The 2,736-nt window shown below is 69.5% G+C and carries 1 protein-coding gene and 1 pseudogene; both read right to left on the bottom strand.

Annotated features, from left to right (window positions below):
• A pseudogene (locus EF918_RS34420) lies at positions 1 to 1,405 on the bottom strand (hypothetical protein); the annotation flags it as partial.
• A 621-nt stretch (positions 1,406 to 2,026) separates the two neighbouring features.
• Complete coding sequence (locus tag EF918_RS34415) at positions 2,027 to 2,620, bottom strand: hypothetical protein (protein WP_125652797.1); 594 nt, start codon at positions 2,618 to 2,620, stop codon at positions 2,027 to 2,029.
• Positions 2,621 to 2,736 lie beyond the last annotated feature (116 nt).

Below are 2,736 nucleotides of genomic sequence, written 5' to 3'. Positions count from 1 at the left end.
CCACCCTCTGCCTCGTCCTCGCCGGCAAGGTGCCCACCCTGCTGCCCGAGCAACCCGCCGACCGGTCGGCGGGTTGCTCGGGCAGCAGGGTGGGCACCTTGCCGGCGAGGACGAGGCAGAGGGTGGCGCCGAGGCTGTAGTAGTCGGCCGTCGGGGAGACGGGCGCGTCCCACAGGCGTTCGGGCGCGCTGAATCCGGGGGTCCCCACCGTCGTCGGGAGGGCCTCGTCGTCGTCCAGGACGGCGAGTTCGAGGTCGATGAGGCGCAGTTCGCCGTCGGGGCGGACCATGATGTTGCCGGGGGTGAAGTCCCTCAGGACGCAGCCTCGTGCGTGGGTGTCGGCGACGAGGTCGATCAGCCGGCCGGCCTGGGTGAGGGCGTCGGCGCGGTAGCGTTCGGCGCCGGCGTCGCGGAAGTGCTCGGCCACCCAGTTGCGCAGGGGGACGCCTGGTATCTCCTCCTGTGCGAGGAAGAGGTGTCCGCCGTCCTCGAACATCGCGAGGAGCTCGGGGGCCAGGCCGGTGCCGGCCAGTTTCTCCAGCGTCCGCGCCTCGGCGCGCAGCCAGTCGCGTACGTCGGCGCCCGAGGCGTCGGCCTCCACGTGCGGGCGGGCCTCCTTGATGACCACCGGTGCGCCCGTGGTGACGTCCGTGCCCCGGTAGACGCCGCCCTTGTTGGTGTGCCGGATCGCCTCCCGGACCGAGAAGCGGCCGCCGAGCAGGACCGGGCCCGCCGGCGCCTGCTGCTTCTGCGGCGGGAGCGGCACCGATGCGGGGAAGGGGCTGACCGCCCAGGACGGGGGTGCGTACTGGCCGGTGCGCACGTCCTCGACGGGGTTGCCGTCGGGGTCCTCGAAGTACCAGACCAGCAGTCCCTCGTCGGAGAGCCGCCGCCGGCCGACGAAGGCGCCGTAGCGGTAGTGGACCAGGCTGTTCACGGCGTAGGGCTGGTCGGAGAGGATACGCGGGCCGGCCAGCCCCGCCGTGGCGGTGTGCAGTTCCTGCGCCAGGCGGGCCGCGTCGGCGTCGGAGCGGGGGTAGACGGTGATGAACTTGCCCGAGCTGCCCCGGGGTGTGGCGCGGGAGTTGAGCGCGCTCACCTGGTCCAGGGACCGGGCGAACTTGAACGCCGACTCGTCCCGCAGCAGGACGTCCAGCGCCTTGGCGAGGACCACCGGCGCGGAGGCAGACGTGGCCGACACGTGCAGTTTCCAGCCCTGCTTGGGGAGGTTCGCGGACTGGAGGTTCGCGGATTGGAGGTTCGCGGATTGGAGGTTCGCGGACTCGGGCGTGAGGCGGCACCACATCTCGTCCGTGTCGGTGGTCCACCGCGTGCCCGTACCGGTGGAATCCATCCCCCGCCGGAGGAGTTCTTCGAGGTCGACTTCGGTTGCGTGGCTCGTCATGCCCGTCCCTCTCAACGGTGAGGACCGCTGGTTGGAATATGCCTTCGGTAAGAAGAAACGTACAACTGGGGGTCGGATCGCGTCACTTGATTCGGCGGGCGCACGGTGTTGCTGCAAGGCCGGATGGCGTCAACCGGCGCAGAAAGGAAGTGCGGGAATGGTGCGCGCGGTGGTATTGCTCCGGGCGCCCGTTCAGCGCTGAAACAGGTGGAACCGCAAGGGACTACAGGAATGGGAATCAGCCCGGGCCGCCGCCGCCCAGAATCCCGCGCGGCGCCTGCGTTCCAGCGAGGGACGACCGGGGGTGGGGAGGGCGATGCGGACCTGGGTGGAAATCTCCGAGTGTCCCGGTGACCAGGACCGTTCTTGGCTTCAGTGCCAGTCAGGCCTCGATTTCGATGGGGTTCCGGGTCCGTGCGGGCGGGTCGCGGTGCGGCTCGACCCGGTTCGCAGTGGACGGTATCAACGGCTCGCTTACGGCCCATAGCTTTGCCGCTGCGTGGGCTGCGACAGAAGGTTCGATTGCGCCATGTAGCCAACCAGCTGCGGAGCGCGATGTGGCGCCCTTTCATGATTCGCGATCACATATCTGAGCTGCATATACGCGTATTTGTTGAAGAATTAACGAATGGCGTGGGGGCGCCGAAGGCGACTCAATTCCTGCGCGTGGGGCGCTGAGAGAGTGCTCGGAAATCCGATGACTTGTGGGACTGGTGGTGCGGCAGCGGTGTGCAATGCCTCGGCTGCCTGCTGGGACCGCGCGGTGGGCGGGGCGGACGGCGTGAACGTCACGACCGCTGCGCCGCCGGCTGGCGTCTCCCTCCCCGCGCCCGGTCCCGGGCGTACCGAGCGGGGCGGGAGGGCAGGCAGTGACCGGCGGTGCGCCCCCGGCGCCCACAAGCCGCTGCTGGACGCGGTGGAGGCGCCGTTCGAGGGGCCGGATTTGAGGGTCTCCAGGAAGGCCATGAATCCCGTGATCACGGTGATCGAGTTCATCACGCTGGAGACCTGGCTGGTCTGGTTGTTGTCGGCGCCGATGCAGCCGCCCGCCGGGAACACCTGGAAGTGCAGGGTCGCGTGGTAGGAGCAGAGGAGTGTGAGGAAGAGCCACGCCGGTGTGAAGGCGACGGCGAGGAACAGCGCGAGCCGGTTGCGCACGTGCGCCGCGAGGACGAAGCGCAGGGCTGTCGAGAAGGCCGTGAGGTGTGCGCTCATCGTTGCCGCGCTCCGTTGAGCAGCACCATCCCTCGACCGGACGATCGGCCCGGGCGGTTGGCGAAAAGCCTTGTCTCGGACATGACCTCCGGGTGAGGGGGGTCGGGGCAGTGGGG

Source organism: Streptomyces sp. WAC06614, from assembly GCF_003949795.1.
Classification (GTDB): Bacteria; Actinomycetota; Actinomycetes; order Streptomycetales; family Streptomycetaceae; genus Streptomyces.
The sequence above is the reverse complement of the archived record's forward strand: the minus strand, read 5'-3'. Positions and strand labels throughout refer to the sequence as shown.

Bases quoted from the DNA above. Each gene is read 5' to 3' on its own strand.
- EF918_RS34415 (WP_125652797.1), bottom strand. From the start codon at position 2,620: ATGAGCGCACACCTCACGGCCTTCTCGACAGCCCTGCGCTTCGTCCTC.